This is a genomic window from Dyadobacter sp. SRI_021, from assembly GCF_057586235.1.
The window spans coordinates 72201-92981 of the sequence record NZ_JBYCZM010000007.1 but is presented as its reverse complement, the minus strand read 5'-3'; the positions used below and the strand labels follow the sequence as shown (position 1 = coordinate 92981).

General features: G+C 50.1%; 16 protein-coding genes. 11 read left to right on the top strand and 5 right to left on the bottom strand.

Features of this window, described 5'->3' with window-relative positions; translation table 11 throughout:
- Positions 1–97: 97 nt before the first annotated feature.
- Complete coding sequence (locus tag AC2YIT_RS21755) at positions 98–1273, top strand: SDR family NAD(P)-dependent oxidoreductase (protein ID WP_487280581.1); 1176 nt, start codon at positions 98–100, stop codon at positions 1271–1273.
- 8 nt (positions 1274–1281) lie between these two features.
- Here AC2YIT_RS21755 and AC2YIT_RS21750 read toward each other — a convergent pair whose 3' ends face one another.
- Positions 1282–2193, bottom strand: coding sequence for an alpha/beta hydrolase (locus AC2YIT_RS21750; RefSeq protein ID WP_487280580.1), 912 nt, complete (start codon positions 2191–2193; stop codon positions 1282–1284).
- Between the two features lie 365 nt (positions 2194–2558).
- On the opposite strand from AC2YIT_RS21750, the gene AC2YIT_RS21745 reads away from it, so the two are divergent.
- The 5 genes from AC2YIT_RS21745 to AC2YIT_RS21725 all read left to right on the top strand — a co-directional run bounded on the left by AC2YIT_RS21745 (position 2559) and on the right by AC2YIT_RS21725 (position 7229).
- Positions 2559–3332, top strand: a complete 774-nt coding sequence (locus tag AC2YIT_RS21745) for an alpha/beta fold hydrolase (RefSeq protein WP_430850719.1) — start codon at positions 2559–2561, stop codon at positions 3330–3332.
- A 90-nt stretch (positions 3333–3422) separates the two neighbouring features.
- Positions 3423–4094, top strand: a complete 672-nt coding sequence (locus AC2YIT_RS21740) for a CBS domain-containing protein (RefSeq protein ID WP_430850717.1) — start codon at positions 3423–3425, stop codon at positions 4092–4094.
- A 104-nt stretch (positions 4095–4198) separates the two neighbouring features.
- Positions 4199–5074 (top strand): NAD kinase, encoded by an 876-nt coding sequence (locus tag AC2YIT_RS21735; RefSeq protein ID WP_430850715.1) that lies wholly within the window; start codon positions 4199–4201, stop codon positions 5072–5074.
- A 29-nt stretch (positions 5075–5103) separates the two neighbouring features.
- Positions 5104–6126: a dipeptide epimerase gene (locus AC2YIT_RS21730; RefSeq protein ID WP_487280579.1), complete on the top strand. Its 1023-nt coding sequence runs from the start codon at positions 5104–5106 to the stop codon at positions 6124–6126.
- 8 nt (positions 6127–6134) lie between these two features.
- Complete coding sequence (locus AC2YIT_RS21725; RefSeq protein ID WP_487280578.1) at positions 6135–7229, top strand: aminotransferase class I/II-fold pyridoxal phosphate-dependent enzyme; 1095 nt, start codon at positions 6135–6137, stop codon at positions 7227–7229.
- A gap of 25 nt (positions 7230–7254) precedes the next feature.
- Here the strand turns inward: AC2YIT_RS21725 and tatC are convergent, their stop codons facing one another.
- Together tatC and pdhA are read right to left on the bottom strand one after the other, a co-directional pair.
- A complete protein-coding gene (tatC, locus tag AC2YIT_RS21720; RefSeq protein WP_430850709.1) occupies positions 7255–8142 on the bottom strand; it encodes a twin-arginine translocase subunit TatC in 888 nt (295 codons plus the stop codon).
- A gap of 104 nt (positions 8143–8246) precedes the next feature.
- Positions 8247–9278 (bottom strand): pyruvate dehydrogenase (acetyl-transferring) E1 component subunit alpha, encoded by a 1032-nt coding sequence (gene pdhA, locus AC2YIT_RS21715; RefSeq protein ID WP_430850707.1) that lies wholly within the window; start codon positions 9276–9278, stop codon positions 8247–8249.
- Between the two features lie 124 nt (positions 9279–9402).
- Here pdhA and recF point away from each other — a divergent pair, with 124 nt between their 5' ends.
- Positions 9403–10500, top strand: coding sequence for a DNA replication/repair protein RecF (recF, locus tag AC2YIT_RS21710; RefSeq protein ID WP_430850705.1), 1098 nt, complete (start codon positions 9403–9405; stop codon positions 10498–10500).
- A 225-nt stretch (positions 10501–10725) separates the two neighbouring features.
- On the opposite strand, the gene AC2YIT_RS21705 is transcribed toward recF, so the two are convergent.
- On the bottom strand, positions 10726–11793 hold the full coding sequence (locus tag AC2YIT_RS21705) for a mannose-1-phosphate guanylyltransferase (RefSeq protein WP_430850703.1): 1068 nt from the start codon (positions 11791–11793) through the stop codon (positions 10726–10728).
- 288 nt (positions 11794–12081) lie between these two features.
- On the opposite strand from AC2YIT_RS21705, the gene AC2YIT_RS21700 reads away from it, so the two are divergent.
- A complete protein-coding gene (locus AC2YIT_RS21700) occupies positions 12082–15165 on the top strand; it encodes a carboxypeptidase-like regulatory domain-containing protein (RefSeq protein ID WP_487280577.1) in 3084 nt (1027 codons plus the stop codon).
- 12 nt (positions 15166–15177) lie between these two features.
- Here the strand turns inward: AC2YIT_RS21700 and upp are convergent, their stop codons facing one another.
- The gene (upp, locus tag AC2YIT_RS21695; protein ID WP_223406303.1) at positions 15178–15822 is read right to left on the bottom strand and encodes a uracil phosphoribosyltransferase; all 645 of its coding nucleotides are present in this window, start codon (positions 15820–15822) and stop codon (positions 15178–15180) included.
- 126 nt (positions 15823–15948) lie between these two features.
- Between upp and AC2YIT_RS21690 the strand changes: the two genes are divergently transcribed.
- The 3 genes from AC2YIT_RS21690 to AC2YIT_RS21680 are packed head-to-tail and all read left to right on the top strand — an operon-like array spanning position 15949 to position 20741.
- Positions 15949–17718, top strand: coding sequence for a capsule assembly Wzi family protein (locus tag AC2YIT_RS21690; protein ID WP_430850698.1), 1770 nt, complete (start codon positions 15949–15951; stop codon positions 17716–17718).
- A gap of 17 nt (positions 17719–17735) precedes the next feature.
- Positions 17736–18599, top strand: coding sequence for a carboxylating nicotinate-nucleotide diphosphorylase (nadC, locus tag AC2YIT_RS21685; protein ID WP_487280576.1), 864 nt, complete (start codon positions 17736–17738; stop codon positions 18597–18599).
- Between the two features lie 36 nt (positions 18600–18635).
- Positions 18636–20741, top strand: coding sequence for a ComEA family DNA-binding protein (locus AC2YIT_RS21680; RefSeq protein ID WP_487280575.1), 2106 nt, complete (start codon positions 18636–18638; stop codon positions 20739–20741).
- Positions 20742–20781: the final 40 nt, after the last annotated feature.

Genomic DNA, 20781 nt, shown 5'->3' with positions numbered 1-20781 from the left:
CTTATGAAAATCGCCGTAAGACATACGGCGATTTTTTTGTTACCAACTTTTCAAACACACGTATCAAGGGTATCTGTAATTGAAAAAAGATATCCGTATGCAAACCAAACGACACACCTACCTCCCATTCACATTCAGGCCAGAAGATCTCCTGGGCCGCGAACCTATCGTCCCGGATTTACAAAATGCCTTTGAACGGGTTCGCCACCGCAACATCCTTATCACGGGTGCTTCGGGCACGATCGGCAGCGAGCTCGCCGTACAGGTATGCGCCTGTGCGCCCGCAAGAGTGATTTTGATTGACCAGGCCGAAACTGCGCTTTACGAGCGCGATTATCAGCTGAAACGGAAATTCCCTGCAACGCACATTACCTGCCTCATCGCCAACATTACTGACGCGCGGCGCATGACTGATCTGTTTTTGAAAAATAAGATCGACATCGTTTTCCATGCCGCAGCCTACAAACACGTGCCGTTCATGGAGCGCCACCCTTACGAGGCCATCAAGACCAACGTTTTTGGTACCGCCATTCTTGCCGATCTTGCCGTTGCGCGAGGCGTCGGCCAATTCGTGTACATTTCCACCGACAAAGCCATCAGACCTGCCGGTATAATGGGGGCTACGAAGCATTTCGGAGAACTTTATCTGCAATATCTCAGCCACGAATATCCAGCATGCACTCAGTTCATTATCACCCGCTTTGGCAATGTACTTGGTTCCAATGGTTCATTCCTCGTCCGTTTCGCCCAGCAAATCCGAGAAGGCGGGCCTGTTACCGTCACCCATCCTGATGCCGAGCGGTACCTGATGACGGTCACGGAAGCTTGTCAGTTGGTATTACTGGCCGCGGCGCAAAGCACCGGGAGCGAAGTGCTGTCCTTCGACATGGGGAAACCGGTACGCATTGCAAAGGTCGCCCGGGACATGATCCGGCTGGCGGGAATGGAGCCGGAGAAAGACATTCCCATCATTTTCACAGGATTACGAGCGGGCGAAAAACTGACGGAAGTATTACACACCGGCGAGAAAGGGACCACACCTGGACAGCTCTGCACGATGCCTTTTCCCGACCGCCCTTCCCGATGCATGCGTGCAATGCTGGAAGCTTTGCAAAAAGCCCTCGACTCCGGCGAGCCTCAGCAAATGGTGAGCGTGTTAAAAATGGTGATTCCGGAATACATCAGCGCCAATTCACCTTACGAAGCTTTGGATGACGCACCTGGCACGCAGGGTGTATCTGACAACCGACTGCCGACAGCCGATGTTAATTAGAGGCGTGATCAATTAGCGGGTATAAAACCACTTACCTGCATCCAATGCAGGCACCTGCCAAACCACTCGTCGAATGACGGCGTTTTGGGGTAACCATGCTGGCCCTGTGAATAGATATGCATATCGGCCGGGACACCTTTGGCATTCAATGCTTCGTAAAAGCGAATGCTGTTCGACACCGGCACTACGGTATCGTCGCCCGCGTGCGTGAGGTACGCGGGCGGCGTAGAGGCCGTCACCTGTAAATCGTTGGAAAAGTAGTTGATGCGTTCGGCGGACGGAGACGCGCCGAGCAGGTTCGCGGACGACCCTTTATGCCCGATTTTTCCTTCAAAACTGATCACGAGATATACCAGCACCATGAAATCGGGACGAAGGCTGGTTTTTTGCGGGTTCTCGATGAAAGTGCTGTCGTAATGCGTACCAGCCGTAGAAGCAAGGTGACCACCCGCCGAAAAACCCATAATACCGATCTTCGCCGGGTCGACCTGCCATTCCTTTGCCTTTTCACGAACCGTTTTAATGGCTTGCTGGGCGTCCTGCAACGGGCCTATCGCCTTGTCCTTCATGATCCGGTCGCTGGGTAACCGGTATTTCAGCACGAATGCGGCAATGCCGGCTTTGTTCAGCTCTTTTGCGACGCGGTATCCTTCCCGCTCGATTACCAGTCCGCCGTAACCGCCACCGGGGCAGACAATCACCGCTGCACCATTACCGGTGCCTGCCGCGGGAAGAAATGCTGTCAATGTAGGCTTCGATACATTTTTAACGTATCCCTTTTCATTGGTTTCCTGATTTTCCGCCTCAATGGCATTCGGGATGCGATCCGGGTAAAGTGCCATTTCGGTCTGAGCTTGTGCCGGCATCGCCAGAAGTTGAACAAGGCCAATGGAGGCCAGAAGGCTGGATAGTTTTATCATTTAATTTTTTTCTAATTCCTATTAGATATTTTTCTACCTAAATTTCGGTTACACTGTTTAACCGCCCGGTGACGCAGAACCCTCTGCTGCGCTAGCGGCCGGCAGACAATGGGTTAAGACATAGTTCGACAAAATTTACCTGCGCAACGCGCACGGAAAACCTTCGGAATGGAGCGAACAGAATTGCACCATTCTGTGTTATTCGACTAATTCTTTTAATATTAATATAATATTTACAAGAAATTCGAAACGCGTTTGTTACTTTGCCCCATTGAACAATCAAAAAAATAGCTAGTTTTGTAGAGTATCCTAATCATGCACTAGTTTCTTTGATAAGTTATAAATCGTCTTAAATCCACAAAAGAATGAAATATACAGTACATGCAGAGGGCAGGTTTCAATTTATCGATGAGGGAAAGGGCGAAACGTTACTGCTTTTGCATGGCCTTTTCGGTGCATTAAGTAACTGGGACGGTATTATTGACCATTTTTCAAACCGTTACCGGGTCGTTATTCCATTGCTTCCGATTTACTCGCTTCCCCCGCGTGAAGCCGGGCTGGAAGCATTACTCGCCTTTCTGGAAGACTTTGTTTCGTTTAAAAATCTCACCAACGTTACGGCGATCGGTAATTCGCTGGGCGGGCACATCGGCCTGCTTTACACCCTGAAAAACCAGGAGAATGTACAGCGCCTGGTATTGACCGGCAGCTCGGGCCTGTTCGAAAACTCGATGGGCGGCTCGTTCCCGAAACGTGGAAGTTATGACTATATCAAGGAACGCGTAGCCTATACCTTTTACGATCCGGAAGTGGCTACCAAGGAGCTCATCGACGAGGTGTTCGAAACTACTTCGAGCATCCCGAAATGTATGAGCATCGTAGGCATCGCGAAATCGGCCCAGCGCCATAACCTCGCGAAAGATTTGCACCAGATCACCGTTCCTACCCTGCTTGTCTGGGGTCTCAACGATACCATTACCCCTCCGCATGTAGGTTACGAGTTCAATCGCCTGATAGCCAATTCGGAATTGTACTTTATCGATAAATGTTGCCACGCTCCGATGATGGAGCACCCGCACGAGTTCAACCTGATCCTGGAAAGTTTCCTGGAAAAAGACGTGTCGGTTCCGATGGCGTAAACGCCCGGGAATTCCCGGAAAATTTCTTTTGTTACGATAGTTGATCTATATATAGTTTTTTTATAGCTTCGGAAAATGACGTTCTGACCCATGCTCGCAGCCACTCTGATAAATCCTATGATCCCTGTACTGAAACCGAACGATTCGGTGGGTACGGCTTTGGATTGGATGGATGAGTTTGGCGTGAAGCAATTGGTCATCGCCGACTCGGGCGTTTATCAGGGAATTGTTTCCGAAGACATTCTCTTCGACATTACGGACATTTCCGAGCAGCTTTCTAAAGTAATCATCCAGCATAAGGACATTTTCGCGACCGAAGATCAGCATCCTTACGAGCTGCTCCGGTTGGTAAACCAATTTGGCCTGCTGATCATCCCCGTGCTTCACGACGACCGGTCATTTGCGGGCAGTATTCTTGTGAACGACCTCGTTGAACATTTTGTGAACGAGCTGGGTGTGCAGGAAAAAGGGGCTGTAATTGTGCTCAAAATAGAAGAAAGAAACTATTCGCTTTCAGAAATTAGCAGACTGATCGAGTCAAACGGCGTCAAAATCCTGAGCAGTTATTATTCGTCGGGAGAAGTCTATAATCCAACCAACGAAGCCCGGTTGACCTTGAAACTGAACCGGACGCACATCACCCCCATTATCGCAACGCTTGAACGCTTCGGGTACGAAATCGAAGAAGCGCACGCCAACGACCCGATCGAAAGCCTCGACCAGGAGCGCCTCGATATGCTTTTGCGTTATCTGGCTACTTAGCATCCCAAGCGCGACGCCCGACGCTTCAAATGTGCATGCGGCTTTTGAATCGCACCGTTTGTCGTGTATCTTTCGGCTGAAACCACACGTTTTACTTTTCCTTCATGAAAATCGCCATTCACGGACGCAACTTTAATGAGTCCGCAAGGCCATTCATTGAAAATATGTTCGATGAACTGGCGCGCAGAAAAGTTGAAGTCCAGCTTTCGAAGTCATTCAGGACATTTCTGGACCAGGCCGGCATTTCGCATTATTCCGAACTGGTTTATGAAAAACCGGAAGACCTTTTCGACGCACGCCTCATCGTGAGCATGGGTGGCGACGGCACGCTGCTGGAAACGATTTCGCACGTCGGCAAGCGGCAAACACCCGCTATCGGTATCAATGTGGGCCGCCTGGGTTTCCTGGCTACCGTGCCGCCCGAACGCATTACCGACATGATCGCCGCGCTCGAAAACAGCCAGTTTCGCATCGACGAGCGTACGCTCGTGGAAGTTGAGTCCAATATTGATCTTTTCGACGGCCTGAACTTCGGTTTGAATGATTTCACCATCACCAAAACCGATACGTCGTCGATGATCACTGTGCATACTTACCTGAACGATGAGTTTTTGAACTCCTACTGGGCCGACGGGCTTATCGTATCGACACCCACAGGTTCTACAGGCTATTCATTGAGCTGCGGCGGGCCGGTACTTGTGCCGCATTCGCAAAACTTTATCGTCACGCCCATCAGCCCGCACAACCTCAACGTGCGCCCGCTCGTGGTAGAAGATACCGCCGTAATACGCCTCGAAGTAAAGAGTCGCAGCAGCAATTTCCTCGTTTCACTCGACGCACGCTCGCGCATTGTGGATGAGAACACGCAGCTGCTTGTGCGCAAAGCCGGCTTCATTGCACGGCTGATCAAGATGAAAGACGACAGTTTTTTGAATACATTGAGAAGCAAACTATCGTGGGGGCTCGACATGCGTAACTAGGCCCCCGAAATCACCACTTCTGACACCCTATGCGCCTTACTTACCACACCTTCGACCTCCAACTCAAACATACCTTCACCATCGCGCACGACTCGCGCGATGTACAGCAGACGCTCATCGTCCAGCTCAGCGATGGCATTTATTCCGGCTTTGGCGAGGCTACTTCCAACCCCTATTATGGCATCACGATCGGTAACATGATCGCGACGCTCGATATGGTGAAGGACATTGTTGAAAAGGGAAAATACACTTCCGCAGAAGAGCTCTGGACCATGGTACACCCGCTGCTCAGAGACAATTCATTCGCACAATGTGCATTGGACGAGGCCGCGCAGGATTATTTTGCTAAAAAGAAAGGCCAGAAGCTGTACGAAAGCTGGGGCCTGTCGCCCGAGAATATTCCTATGACCAATTTTACGATCGGTATTGATACTGTGGAAAAGATGGTCGAGAAGATGAAAGAGCTTCCCTGGCCTATTTACAAGATTAAGCTCGGTACGAATGAAGACCTGCGCATTGTACGGGAATTAAGGAAAAACACCGACGCACTTTTCCGCGTGGATGCTAACTGCGGCTGGACGCCAGAGAAAACCATTGAAATAGCGCCTCAATTGGCCGCATTAGGTGTGGAATTCATCGAACAACCGCTACCCGCGGATGATATTGAGGGAATGAAAAAGGTTTTTGCATCGAGCGCATTGCCTGTGATTGCGGATGAAAGTTGCATTGTTGAAGAAGATGTTGGGCAATGTCACGGCCTTTTTCACGGCATTAATGTAAAACTGACCAAATGCGGCGGGCCTACCGCTGCGTTGCGGATGATCGCACAAGCGCGCTCATTAGGCATGAAAACGATGGTCGGCTGCATGACAGAGACCAGCGTCGGCATTTCGGCCATTGCGCATTTGCTTCCGCTGCTCGATTACGTCGATATGGACGGTTCCCTGCTCATCCGCAACGATCCCGCCACCGGCGTTACTTTCGATTTTGGCAAGGTGATTTACGCCCAGGGCAATGGCACCGGAGCCGCCTTGAAGCCTGAATTTTTATAGGTTCCGCTGTGAACACCTTCCATACCACCAAACTTCCCGGCCGGACCGTCGTTACAACCGACGGAAGGGAATTTTTGTGGTTCAGCGGCACGGATTACCTTGGAATGGGCCACAACGAAGACTTTCGTAGATACGTACATTCGGCTACGGAAACTTTCGGAAATCATTATGGTAGTTCGAGGAATAACAGCTTGCGGCTTGACATTTACGATGATGCCGAACAACAACTCGCTCATTTTCTGGGAACTGAGTCTGCATTGATTGTCTCGTCGGGCATGTGGGCGGGGCAGTTGCTGATGAAAGAAGTTGAGAACGTTGTTCAACGAAAGCGTGACATCGCCAGAATCTTCTACCATTATGCACCCGGCGTTCATCCCGCATTATGGGGCCATGGATTTCAGCGGAACAATGGTGAATGGAGCGAGTGGATAATGCAAACCGCTCGAAAAATCAATGCAACCGAGCCGGATGTCGCGCATATAATCTGTACGGATGCCGTAGGTTCGCCGATGGTGAAGGCATTTGATTTTACCCTCTTTAATGCTATTCAAAATTCAGCGAATGTGTGGCTCATCATCGATGAATCGCATTCGCTGGGTGTGATGGGAGCCCGCGGAAATGGTGTGATGGAACAAATACATCCAAAGCTTTCGAAGCAAACCATCTTTGCTTCGTCCCTGAACAAAGCACTGGGCATTCCCGCAGGTGCTGTTTGGGGTTCAAAAAGTGTAGTTGAAATGGTGCGAAAATCGCCCTGGTTCGCAGGTGGGTCTCCGCCCGCACCCGCCTATGCGTACGCGTTGAAAACACTTTTGGAACAGAGCAAATATGCGGAGGCGCGCGCTTTGCTGATGAAGAATATTGGTTATATCAATGCAAAAATGGAAGGTACCGCGCTTTTTAAATGCATAGAAGGTTACCCCGTATTCTGTTCCTCCAACGCCGCATTATTCGAGCATTTGCTGGAAAACGGTATTATGGCCTCCTGCTTCCCCTACCCATCGCCTGCGGACGCGCCTGTTACGCGCATTGCGATTAGCAGTTTGCACCAAAAAGAAGACCTCGACCGGTTGGCCGAGGTCTGTAAGCGGTTTAATGCTTGATATTTCTTAAAACCAATCTTCGTATTTAGTCTTCGGTAGTTGTTCCGCCTAGTTTGGCAAGGCGCTTTTCCTCAGCCAGCTTTTCACGCTCCACTTTCGCCGAAACCATGATACTCAATTCATAAAGCAAGAATAGCGGAATGGCCACGAGTACCTGGCTGTAAATGTCCGGCGAAGGTGTAATCACCGCCGCTACGATCAGGATTACAATCATCGAGTGCTTGCGATATTCGCGCATGAACGAAGGCGTGAGTACTCCGATTTTCGACAAAACAAACACCACAATCGGCAACTGGAATGCCACCCCGCAGGCCAGTGTAAGTGTCGCCACCAGCGAAATATACGAAGCAAGACTGAATTCGTTGATAATCGTCGGATCGAGCGTGTAGTTGGCAAGGAAGTTGATAGCAAGCGGCGATACCACGTAATAGCCGAACAGCACACCGGAGAAAAACAATGTAGTCACATAAAACACCGCTCCCCGCGCCGACCGTTTTTCAGAAGGTTTCAGACCAGGCTCGATAAACCGCCAGATTTCCCAGAATGCGTAAGGGAAGGCAAATACCAGACCTGCGATCACCGACGACGTCATACTCATCGTAAACGCATCGCCCATTCCGATCACCTGCAATTTGAAGTTCAGGCTCTTTACGCACAAATCCTCGTAACCGGTGATTTCCGACAGTTTGCAGAGCATTCTATACGTCCAGAAATCAGGCTGTGACGGCGCAATGATTACATAATGGTATATTTCTTGAATATAAATGAAGGCAAGAATCGCAAATACGAGAATCGAAGCACCGGCGCGGATAACATGCCATCTTAGTTCTTCGAGATGCGAAAGGAACGACATCTCCTTGCCATCGCCGTCTTCATCCTCCTGCTCTCTGTCAAAATCCTGATCCAGGGACATATTTTAAGTTATTACTAGAACTCAATCTAAGTGAAAAGCTGAAATTACTTAAAAAACCCGTCGAAGTGATCCGACGGGTTTTTTATTCATGCGTTCTGGATCAATTAATCCATTACAAAAGGGTAATCGTTCTCAACGTACACGTCTGTGTAAGCCTCTTTCGGGTCCGGCCACTCCGATTCTTCGGCGAATTGCACGGACTCCGCAACGATATCTTTTACTTTTTTATCGATGTTTTCCAGCTCCTCTTCGGTAGCCAGCTTGTTTTCAAGGATCACCGCACGGATCTGCTCGATCGGATCGCGGTGTTTGTATTCTTCTACCTCCTCTTTCGAACGGTATTTCTGAGGATCGGACATGGAATGTCCACGGTAGCGGTAAGTACGGAATTCGAGGAAAGTAGGTCCGTCGCCTCTGCGGGCGCGTTCCGCCGCACGGGAAACCGCTTCGTGAATCGCCTCAACGCTCATACCGTCAACAGGCTCCGAAGGAATGTCATATGCCTCGCCAAGGGTATAAAGCTCGGTAACGTTGGATGTACGCGCTACGGAAGTACCCATTGCGTAACCATTATTTTCAACGACGAAGATCACCGGCAGTTTCCAGCTCATCGCCATGTTCAGCGTTTCGTGGAATGAACCCTGGCGGATCGCGCCATCACCGAAGTAACAGATACACAGGTTATCGGTTTTGTTATATTTCTCTGCAAATGCGATACCTGCGCCCAGTGGAATCTGGCCGCCTACGATACCGTGGCCTCCGATGAAGCCTACTTCTTTATCAAAAATGTGCATGGAACCGCCCTTACCTTTGGTAGTTCCGGTCTTTTTGCCGAAAAGCTCCGCCATAATCGCGTTCGGGCTCGTGCCCAATGCGAGAGGGATACCATGATCACGATAAGCGGTAATGTACTTGTCGCCTTTTTTCAGGGCACTCACCGCGCCGGAAGAACAGGCTTCCTGGCCGATGTAGAGGTGGCAAAAACCACGAATCTTCTGCTGACCGTACAACTGGCCTGATTTTTCTTCAAAACGGCGTTGTAAAAGCATATTCTCGAACCAGAACATGTATTGCTCCTTCGGATGCTGTAACTTTTTGGGGGCTGATGCTTTCTTTTTCTCAGTAACGGTGGCCATGTATTTGGTTCTCGTTTATAAAGACAGAACTTTGTCTTAAAGTTATGGTATGAACAGAGTCTGTTTTGCCGTACTCACGCAATGATGTGCGAAAATAAGCATAAACTAAATAACAAAGAAGTTCATGTGGCTAGAAAAGCTCCGTCTTACCTACTTTAAAAGCTATGAGGAGAAGGCCTTCACTTTTGGAAAACATGTGAACTGTATCGTGGGCGAGAACGGCAGCGGAAAAACCAACCTGCTCGACGCAATCTATTTCCTGACCCTTACCAAGAGCGCATTTCACAACCAGGACGCCCTCGGCATCCGCCACACCGCCGATTTCTTCCTCATTGATGGCGTATTCAACGAGCACGGGAAGCATATCCAGATCACATGCAGCCTGCAACGCGGCCAGCGGAAGGTTTTCATGGCCGATAAGAAGCATTATGACCGCCTGAGCGACCATATCGGCCTGTTTCCAGTCGTACTCATCGCGCCCGACGACACCGACCTCATCCGCGACGGCAGCGAGGAACGCCGCCGCTTTTTCGATGGCGTACTCGGCCAGGCCGTGCCCGGCTACCTCGGCGATTTCCTGCAATACAACAAAATACTCACCCAGCGAAACGGCCTCTTGAAGCTCTTCGCCGAAAGAAATTACCTCGACGAAGACCTGCTCGAAACCTATAATGAGCCTCTGATCGTCCTCTCGCAACGCATTCACGAGCACCGCGCGACGTTCATGCAAAAGTTCATCCCGCTGTTCTGCAAATACTACGAATTCCTCAGCAGCGGGCATGAAAAAGTGGATGTAATCTACGAAAGTGAAGTGGCCAGCCCCGATTTCCCAGCCGAATTCCGTCGCAATCGTAGCCGCGACCTGCACGCGCAACGTACGGGCAAAGGCGTGCATAAGGATGAATATGTATTCGAAATAGATGGGGTTACCCTCAAAAAATTCGGCTCGCAGGGCCAGCAAAAGTCCTTCCTGATTGCTCTCAAACTGGCGCAATTTGAATTATTAAAAGAAGAGAAGGGCAAAACACCCATTCTGCTCCTCGATGATATTTTTGATAAACTCGACGACCGCCGCATTCATAAGCTCATTGAACTCATTGATACCGGCTTCCTGTCGCAGGTTTTCATCACCGACGCCCGTCCGGAGCGCTCGCAAAGGATTTTAGAGCATGTGAAGGCCGATGTACGTTTTTTTGAGATTGAGAAGGTGTTGAAAGAATGATTTAGTCTTGCTACTCTCTGAACACACGAAGGCACGATAACAAATCTTCCATACGATCTACGTCTATTTCGTTTATCAGGCGAATTGCTTCGGTTTTCATCTCTTGGTCAGACATAGCGAGCATTGTTTTTGATTCAACACTAATCAAGGTTACCTAATTAAAATAATAAAAGCCAGATCGAAACGACCTGGCTTTTCAAGCGGCATGCATTAAAAATCACCGCATTAAACATATTTCGGATCCAGCTCCTTGGCTTGTGCTACAAACTCCTTCACCTTCTGTTCATCATCCTTTTTGCAAATCAACAGCACGCCGTCGAATTCGGCGACGATGAAACCGTCGAGGCCGTTAATGACTACCAGCTTGTCTTTCGGCGTCTTGATGATCGAGTTCGTGGTATTGTGCAGGATCAGGTTGCCGTCTGTAACATTCAGGTTTTCATCCTTTTCCGAAACTTCGTACATCGACTTCCACGTTCCCAGATCCGACCAGCCGAAGCTTGCCAATACAACGTGCACATTATTGGCCTTTTCCATGATACCGTTATCGATGGAAATGCTGCCGCAATGCTGGTAAGCGCGCTGGATGAACGAATCCTCCGAATCGAGGTAATAATGTTCGACCCCGCCCTGGAAAATTTCAGCAATGTCGGGCTGGAATTGAGTCAGCGCTTTTTTGAATGCATTGATATTCCAAACGAAAATACCTGCGTTCCACACAAAATCACCGCTGTCGAGGAACTGCAATGCCAATTCCAGATGGGGCTTTTCGGTAAATGACTTTACTTTTTTAACAGTCAGCTTATCCGGAATGTACTGGATGTAGCCATAACCGGTATCAGGACGAGTCGGCTGGATGCCCAGCGTCACCAGGATGTCCTCATTACGGGTAGCTCCCAACGCAACCTTGATCGTATCCTTGAAAACCTCTTCTTTCAGGATAATGTGGTCCGCAGGCGCTACCACTACGTTCGCGTTCGGGTTGCGGGCTGCAATTTTGTAGCACGCATAGGCAATGCACGGCGCGGTATTTCGCCGGTGTGGTTCCAGGAGAATCTGGTCGTCGGTCAATTCCGGAATCTGCTGTTTGATCAGCTCCTTGTATTCCTGACTGGTTACTATATAAATGTTCTCGATAGGGCAAACGCCGTCGAAACGGTCGACCGTTTGCTGTAACAGCGTCCTTCCTGTGCCAAGCACATCATGGAATTGCTTCGGGAAATCCGTCCGGCTGAACGGCCAAAAACGGGTTCCGACGCCGCCTGCCATGATTATCACATAAGTGTCCTGCATCTGTGTTGTGTAAGGTATGTTTGTTATAACGTTAAATAAAATCTCTCAAAACTAATGATAAAGACTCAGTATGCTCAATCCGGGCATCGGAAAAGTCCCGGAAAGTTAGTTCATGGCGCGAATAGCGGTTTTTCGTCATTGCATTAAATTCCTTTCGAGTGATCGAACCATTTGTTTTCCGAAGACACCTGCCTTTGCATTATAAATACCCAAAGAAAAAATTGGATATTATGTAAACAAAATCTATTTCTTAGTAACTTGTTACAGACATCAACCCACTAACCAACCATGATCCGAACTTCTGCATCCCCCAGAAATCTGCCTCTCTTGTTTTTCTTATTGTTGTTTTGCCAACATTCTTTTGCGCAGATTAGTTTGACCGGAAAGGTTACCGAATCGGTTACCCAGGAACCACTGGCCGGCGTTAGCATTCGTATACAGGGTAAAGTAGCCGGTACAATCACCGACACGAAAGGTGAGTTTTCTCTCAGTACCACCTCGAATCCCCCATTTTCTATCATTGTCAGTTCCGTTGGCTTCCAAACGCAGGAAATTGCGGTCACTGCCAGCATGTCGGACCTGGATATCAAAATGGTGGAACAGCCGGTGCTCGGTAAGGAAATTGTCGTTTCGGCCTCCCGTGTGGAGGAAAGCGTGATGAAATCGCCGGTAGCGGTAGAAAAGCTCGATATCCGGGGTATTCGAGACACGCCAGCAACCAATTTTTATGACGCACTCGCAAACCTGAAAGGCATCGACATGACCACCCAGGGTGTCTTGTTCAAATCCATCAACATGCGCGGGTTTGGTGCGACGGGTAACCCGCGTACCGTGCAGATGATCGACGGTATGGACAATCAGGCGCCGGGACTCAACTTTCCGCTCGATAATATCATCGGTATGTCCGAGCTCGACGTCGAGAGCGTAGAGGTGCTTCCCGGCGCGGCATCGGCGCTGTACGGTCCCAACGCGGTAAATGGATTGGTATTAATGAACAGCAAAAGTCCGTTCCTCTATCAGGGGTTAAGCGCGAATCTCAAAGGCGGAATCATGCATGAAAAGAATCGCTCAAAAGCCACCACCCCGTTTGCAGAGGCTACCATCCGTTATGCAAAGGCATTCAACAACAAATTTGCATTCAAGGTAAACCTGTCCTACATCCAGGCGAAAGATTGGGAGGCCACCAATTATACAAACCTGAACGTAGGCGGTAATGCGGATCCGAGCCGCGGAAAAGGCACGGACCTCGACTACGACGGTACGAATGTATACGGCGATGAAATCCAGACGAATATCAACGCGGTAGCGAAAGCGCTTGCTGCGTCCAGGCAGATTCCTCAGGATAAGGTGGGGCTTGTGCCCAATATTTTTGTCAGCCGCACCGGGATCCGGGAGCGGGACCTGGTGGATTACGATACCAAAAGTTTCAAGGCTAATGCCGCATTACATTATCGCCTGAACGAAAAAGTGGAGGCCATTGCGCAAGTCAATTATGGCTATGGAACCACGGTCTATACCGGTACCGGCCGTTACTCATTGCGAGATTTTAACCTTACCCAGGCCAAACTGGAGCTTCGGGGCGACAATTTTACCGTGAGGGCATACACCACACAGGAACGTTCCGGCAAGTCGTACCTCGCAGGCCTCGCGGCGGTTTCCATGCTCGGCGAGATCAAACCAAACAATACCTGGTTCGGACAATATGTGGGCGCCTTTGTACAGGCGCGTGATGCGGGCGCAGCGGAGGCAGATGCACACGCAACCGCCCGGCAGTTTGCTGATCAGGGAATGCCGCAACCGGGCAGCGCCACCTTTAACCAGCTGCTGGATAAATACCGGAACATGCCGATTGTGAACGGCGGAGGTGGTTTTGCAGATAAAACCAATATGTACCACGCAGAAGGCTTTTACAATTTCAAAAACCAGGTCCGCTTTCTGGAACTGATCGCCGGAGCCAACTACCGCCTTTACACGCTCCGCTCTGCCGGGACGTTATTTGCCGATACCAAGGAGGGCCGCGACGGAACAATACCTATTAATGAATGGGGCGCATTCGTGCAAGCCGGCAAAAACCTGCTTTCCGACCATTTGAAACTGACGGGCTCAATCCGCTACGACAAAAACGAGAATTTCGACGGCCAGTTCACGCCGCGCGTGTCGGCGGTTACCACATTTGGCGAGCACAATATCCGCCTCTCTTATCAAACAGGCTTCCGTATCCCCACGACGCAGAACCAATACATCGACCTCCGGACACCATCGGGAACGCTGGTTGGCGGTTTGCCTGAGTTTGATTCACGCTACAACCTTTCGAGTGGCATTCTCCGGCAAAACCTTTCCGAAGCTGCGGTGATGGCCGTGGTGCAAAGTGACCCATCGGTGGTCCAGAGCGCACAGCAATATGCTACGGTGGTAGTGACCCAACAGGCTACCGCTGCCATTACGCAACAAGTCACCACGGCGGTGACCGCGCAGGTTAATGCGGGCGTAGCCGCTGGAACCATTCCGAACGACCCGGCAGTGATCCAGGCGGCCATCAAGGCGGGCGTCAACCAAACGCTTCCGGGCGTATTGTCGGCGCAATTGCCGGGTATTCTCGCCACCCAGGTTCCGGCGCTGGTCCCTGACCTGGCGAAGGCGTATGCATTGGGGAAACTGCCTAAATACCAGCCGGTGAAACTGAAACCGGAGCGCATTGCCTCCTATGAGGTTGGCTATAAAGGCATTATCGCGAAAAAGCTCTTCATCGACGCCTACTATTATATCAGCAAATACAAAAACCTCATTGGCGGAACGGTGATCGTGGTACCGACGGCTGCCGCCGCGCCGGGCCTGCCGATTGAATCAGGCATTGGAGTGGGTAGCTACCAGGGATACGCGCGGACCGTCAATACAACCGAGACGATCACCACGCGCGGCTTCGCGATCGGGCTGAATTATGCATTGCCGAAGGGATTCAATATCGGCGGTAATGTGGCGAACAATGAGTTGAAAGACTTTATTCCATCGCCGGAAGTGCAGTATTCGCAATTCAATACTCCTAAATACCGGTACAATGTGAGCCTTGGCCGCCGCATTACCAGCTCCAACACCTGGGGATTCAATGTCGTGTACCGCTACCAGCAGGCTTTTTTGTGGGAGTCGAGCTTTGTCGTGCCTACGACCACCGATGTGCCGGTATTCTCGAACACCAGGGTGCCGGCGATCAGTAACCTTGATGCGCAGGTTAGCTGGAAAGTGCCCGCGATCAAATCGATCATCAAGCTGGGTGGCACGAATCTGTTCGGGAAATCTTACTTCCAGTCATACGGCAGCCCGAACGTGGGCAGCACGTACTATGTGTCCATTATGTTTGATGAATTGCTGAACTGAGTGCAGGAAAATCTATTTCTCGCCAAAAGCCAGGTCGCCGGCGTCACCGAGGCCTGGCACTATATAATATTGCTCGTTCAGCTTCTGGTCCACAGCACCGAGCCAGAGGCGGCATTGCGGTATTCTTTCCTGCAGATACTGAACGCCCTCGGGACTGGCAATGACAGAAGCAATATGGGTTTGCGAAGGAATGCCGAAGCGCAGCAATGCATGGTAAACCTTCTCCATGGAGCGGCCGGTCGCCAGCATCGGATCGATCATCACCAGGATTTTACCCGTCAGATCGGGGCTGGTAATGTAGTCCATTTCAACCGTAAACTCCTCCTCTGCATTGATATGGTGCCCACGGTAGGCCCCGATAAATGCATTATCGGCCTTATCGAAAATATTCAGGAAGCCCTGGTGGAACGGTAACCCGGCGCGCAGAATGGTAGCCAGCACGATGGGCTGCAACATCGATCGGCACGGTGCGGTACCGAGCGGCGTTTCTACTTTCTCCGTTTTGAAAGTGAGCGTTTTGGACATTTCATAAGCCAGCAGCTCTCCTACCCGTTCCATATTCCGGCGAAACCGCATCCGGTCTTTCTGACAATTTACGTCACGCAATTCGGCCAGGTAGTGATCTGCTATGGAAGGTTTCTGGGAAAGTAAAAACATGGGAGTGACAGTTTTTTAGACTACTCCATGCAAGATAATACAAATTCATTGACGTAATTTGGAACACCATTTCTAAAAATTACGTGCAAAAGCTCCAATTGCGGTCGTAGTAGATTTTTGTTGCCTATGTATCAAGGAATTATCCGGCTTTTTAAATTACTGTTTTTAACACTGGTATCCTCGGCTTACGTACACGCGCAAAGTGCTTTCGTTCCGCTAAACGACGACTATTATCATCTCATTGATCGTCTGGAAATCAAAAGAGGTAAATTTTCCGAAGGTTTTCATTTCAACGCCAAGCCTTTTGAGCGTAAAGCGGTAGTTGCGTTAACCGACTCCATATTAAAAGAAGGCACCGTTGACCTGACCGACCGCGACTGGGAAACGATCGATTATCTGCGCGAGGACAGCTGGGAATGGACCAAGGGAATGATTTCCACCGATTCGGCCAAATATAACAAGCTGGCGCGGCTGGGCTGGTTTAAATCACCGCCTCCGGGGCAGAAACGCAAGTTTTTCCATCACCCTGCCGATCTGTACAGCATCCACAACAAAGATTTCGACCTGCATTTCAATTTTACTACTACCAATTTCATCGGAAAAGACAACAGCTACGACACCACGTCGCATCAGACGCTCTGGTTTACCGGCCGTGGGGTCGAGATCAGGGGGATGATCAATGAAAAGCTGGGCTTTTATACCTTCGTATCCGATAATCAGGGTCGCTTTCCGCGCTATGTAAGTGCCTTTGCGCCGAAATACAGCTTCCCGGGTGAGGGGCTCGCGAAAGCAACCCGCAACCACGGCAACGACTTCCTTTCGGCACGCGGTTATATTACTTTCCGCCCGCTGAAAGCGATTAATGTAAAATTCGGGCACGATTACAACACTTTCGGCAGTGGTTACCGCTCGCTGATCCTTTCCGACAACAGCAGTCCTTATTTATTTTTAAGATTAGATACCCAGCTCGGCCGGTTCCATTATACCAACCTCTGGACCAGCATGATCGACGGCGCCGAGGATGGCTTCTCTGAATTTTTAAGAAAAAAGAAATTCGCGGCGATCCACCATTTGAGCGTTAACCTGACCGACAAAATCAATTTCGGGGTATTTGAAGCCGAAGTTTTCAACCGCGATTCCGTGGGCGGCGGCTACGACCTCAATTACCTCAACCCCATTATCTTCTATCGTTATGTAGAATCCTACATCGGTAGTCAGGACAATGCATTGCTCGGCTTCGACTTCCGCTGGCTGGTGGGCAAAACCGCCTCCATTTACAGCCAGTTTGTGCTAGATGAATTTTTGACCAAATACCTTTTTAATGGCAGCGGATCCTGGACTAACAAATACAGCTTCCAGCTCGGTGCCAAATATGTGGACGCATTTGGCATACCTAACCTCGACTTACAGGCAGAATACAACGTCGTGCGCCCCTACACGTACTCACACAAGGACGGAGGGCGCAACTACATGCATTACGGGCAAGCGCTCGCACACCCGCTGGGGGCTAATTTCCGGGAGTATCTGGGAATTTTGCGCTATAAAGTCACGCCAAGGTTATCGATTTACGGCACGGTTATGTCGGCCATGCAGGGTAAAGATCCTTCTGATAAGCCTTTGATGAACTACGGAGGCGATATTTCGAAAAGTTACGAAACCCGTCATGTAGGTCGGGACGGGCAAAGCGAAGAAAACCAGAAAATCGGCCAGGGCATTAAAGCGACAACCTTATTTACCGATTTGCGCTTGTCGTATTCTCTGGCTCACAATCTGTTCCTCGATGGCCGCTACCTGATGCGGAAAGTAACGTCACAGGACGCGAAGGTCGCCACCAACTCCAATATCTTTTCGATTGCCATCCGCTATAATATGGCCTACCGGCAACAAACCTACTGATTTTAATTTCTACCAAAATGGAAACTGACCCCCACGAACTCCGGAATCTTCTCAGGCTTGCATTGCTGGAAGATATCGGTGACGGAGACCATTCATCCCTCGCCAGCGTACCCGAAAATGCCACCAAACGTGCGAAGCTGCTGGTGAAACAGGACGGCGTACTCGCCGGTGTGGAAGTGGCGCAGATTATCTTCGATGAAACCGCAAAATATTACGGTTACCCCCTTCCGAAAATTGATGTGTTACTTTTTGACGGTTCCGTCGTATCAACAGGAGATATTGTTTTTACGGTAGAAGGAAACGCCCGCCTGATCCTGAAAGCCGAACGACTGGTGCTCAACATTATGCAGCGCATGAGCGGTATCGCCACCTATGCGCGGCAAATGTCGGATTTGATCAAGGATTTGCCTGTAAAACTGCTCGATACCCGCAAAACGACCCCGAATTTCAGGCTGTTTGAAAAAATGGCGGTGAAAATCGGCGGAGCGGTAAACCACCGGATGGGCCTTTACGACATGATCATGTTGAAAGACAACCATGTGGATTACGCCGGCGGCATCGAAGCGGCGATTACGGGGGCTAACAAGTACCTGAAAGAAACCGGCCGGAAGTTGAAAATCGAGATCGAAACGCGGAACCTTGTCGAAGTGGACGAGGTGCTGCGTGTCGGCCAGGTCGACATTATTATGCTTGATAACTTCTCGCTGGACGACCTTCGGGAAGCAGTGAAGCGGATCGGCGATCGGTACGAGACGGAGGCTTCGGGCAACATTACCGAAAAAACATTACGCGCAGTGGCCGAAACCGGTGTGGATGGGATTTCCAGCGGTGCGCTCACGCATCAGGCGCGAAGTCTGGATTTAAGTCTGAAAGCCTTTTAACCTTTTCATTCATATCAAAAGCGTATGCTGAGATCGATGAAAACCACATACGCTTTTGATCTTCAAGGGTTTCCTACCGGCTATTCCCTATGGGCAGCCGCATTGCTCGGCATTTGCATTCCCTTCCTGGCCTTTGCCCAGGAGCCACCCCGGCCTGAGATCGACATCAACCAGTTCATCGCCGAACTCTTCCCTGTCCCGCCCGACGACTCCGAAGACCTTTACGAGGCGCTTTTGCAGCTCTACGCCAGTCCGCTCGATCTCAACACCGCCACACCGGACGATCTTGCCGCCACATTTATTTTAAGCGAAGAACAGCTCCGCTCCTTTTTCGACTACCGTGCAAAAACGGGTGCATTGCTCTCGCTTTACGAATTACAGGCTGTTCCAGGGTTTGACATTTACACGACTCGGAGATTACTACCCTTTATAACAATTAGTACCAAAGCAATTTCCATTCAAGATGCATTGAAAAATCCTGGTCAGCATTTCCTGATGGTTCGTTCGGGTAAATTGATGGAGCGGCAAAAGGGTTTCGCACCGCTGGACTCAAACTCTAATGCGACTACACGCTATCAGGGGCCTCCTTTCAACGGCTACATCCGCTACCGCAATGCACGGAGCGGCGCGTATAGTTTTGGAATTACATTGGAAAAAGATGCTGGCGAAGAAATATGGCACTGGAATGCACGCAGGCAGATTTTGGGCATCGATTACACTTCCTTTCATGCACAAATCCTCAACAGGGGGAGGCTTAAAAGTCTGATTATCGGCGATTTTCAAATGCAGGCTGGACAAGGAATGATCACCGGCGCAGGATTTTCACTGGGAAAGGGTTCGGAGGTGATCCGAACCGCTTATAGGAGCACAACCGGCCTTAAACCTTATACCTCGGCCACCGAAGCCAACTTTTTCCGGGGCATTGCAGCTACGTGGCGTATTATCCCACGCACCGATCTGACCATTTTAATCTCCAAAACCAAACGCGACGCCACCCAGGAGGCGGACAGCATTCATTCCAGCATTACGACTTCGCTACCGATTACAGGCTACCACCGCACGCCTTCGGAAATTGAGAAACACAATGTGCTTCGCGAGCAGATTGCAGGTTTGCATCTGCTGCATAGACTGGCTTCGCAAAAGGGCCAGGTTGGGTTGACAATGCTCCATACCGGTTATGATTCTTTTATCCAAAAGCGTGATCTGCCTTATAACCGGTATGAATTTTCGGGCAGGCAGAACCTGATTGCCGGCCTGCATGGCGACTACCGTTGGCAAAACATCCGTTTCTTCGCCGAAACCGCCATTTCCAAAAGCGGCGGCACCGGCGCAATCGGCGGCCTCATTGCAAGCGTTGGCAGGAAAGTCGATGTATCGGTAATGGCCCGGCATTATCCCCGCCACTTTCACACATTTTACGGCAATCCTATCGGCGAAGGTACGCGGCCTATTAATGAGCGCGGCGCCTATGCCGGAATGCGTTGGTCGCCTTCCCGGAAGTGGCAATGGAGCGCCTATTTCGATTATTTCCGGTTCCCGTGGCTGAAATACCAGGTCGATAAACCTTCCCGCGGATTCGATTATTTCCTGCATTTACTCTGGAAACCTTCGAAGCGGCTGAGTGCCTATGGGCTGTTTCATGAGAAGCATAAGCAGGTTAATGATCCTGCGGCAGAAGTCGTTAATCCATCGCTGATCCGATCCATTAAACGGACAGCTATGTTCAATATCGATTACGAAATTCCGCTCCGGTGCGCATTCCGGACGCGGCTGCAATATGGCGGGCTGAAAAACGGGCATTCCAAAGGCTCAAACGGCTTTACGATCGTACAGGACGTGTCCTGGCATTTGAAAAAAGTTGAAATCAGCGGTCGGCTGGCGTTTTTCAAAACCGATGACTACGACAGCCGGCAATATGTGTATGAGAAAGATATGCTCTACGCATTCTCGATCCCGGCCTATTACGACACCGGTACCCGGCATTATTTAATGCTGCGCTATACCATTGCAAAACAGCTTAAAATATGGCTCAGATGGTCGCAAACACGGTATTCAGACATTGAAAAGATCAGTTCAGGACTCAACGAAATTAACGGTAACAAGCGAAGCGAGGCCAAAGTACAGGTGATGTATCAGTTTTGAAGCCGTATTTTTGCTGCGCGAAAGGAAATTCTTTTGAAGT